Source organism: Oleiphilus sp. HI0132, from assembly GCF_001635845.1.
Genome location: NZ_LWGJ01001823.1, coordinates 1 through 1,007 on the forward strand (window position 1 = coordinate 1; position 1,007 = coordinate 1,007).

At 41.8% G+C, this 1,007-nt stretch carries 1 protein-coding gene; it reads left to right on the forward strand.

Annotation, left to right across the window (positions count from 1 at the left end; translation table 11 throughout):
- On the forward strand, positions 1-1,007 hold a 1,007-nt coding region (locus A3766_RS27605), incomplete at both ends, for an EAL and HDOD domain-containing protein (RefSeq protein WP_068643385.1).

Consider the following 1,007-nt stretch of genomic DNA (forward strand, 5'->3'; position numbering starts at 1 on the left):
ATATATCAAGCATTACGAATAACCTGCCTGCCTATGTCAATTTTACTGCTGAACTCCTGCATAACCCACCACTATTCAACCCTGATACGGCGGTAATAGAAGTACTGGAAAATATCGAAATTACAGACAAGGTTGTTTCCAGCCTAAAAAAGCTTAAACAACGCGGTTTCACGCTAGCACTTGATGACTTTATTATGGATGAACGTTATCAACGCATATTGCCACTGGTAGACATTATTAAACTAGAACTACCTGAAATGGACGATGATGAATTACAGGCAACTATTAAAAACCTTAAGCAGCATGACGTAACTCTTCTGGCGGAAAAGATCGAAACACCTGAGCAATTTAAGCGCTGCCACGAACTTGGCTGCGACCTCTTCCAAGGCTATTTTTTATCCAAGCCCGAGATAATTAAAGGTAAGAAAATCGCTGCAGGAAAAATGACAATAATTAACCTAATTTCTGAAATTCAAGCACCCGAGATTGATATGGATGGCTTAACCTCCATCATTTCCCGAGACCCGGCACTAAGCTTCAAGCTACTCAAGCTTATTAACTCCGCCGCCTTTAAACGAAGCAACACCATAGACTCTATTCACAAGGCTGTCACCTTACTGGGCATAGATAAAATTAAGAGCTGGGCCAGCTTGCTGGCATTAAGCAAGTTGGACGACAAGCCCGAAGCGCTGCACTATATGGCGCTGGTACGTGCACTAATGTGTGAAAGGCTATCGGAATATATTGAACCAAGCCTAAAAGACCAGTTTTACACCGTCGGCCTGCTTTCTTGCCTTGATGCATTTTTTGATCAATCACTAAGCGATATCGTCTCTCATATTTCATTAGCACCGGGAATAAATGATGCGCTCACTCTATTAAAAGGTAATGCCGGACTTGCCCTATCCACCACAATTGCCTTTGAACAGTCTGAATGGCAAAAGTTAGACTGGACAGCATTAGCCAAATTCGAGTTAAATGCTAAACAAATCAATGAGATCTATTTC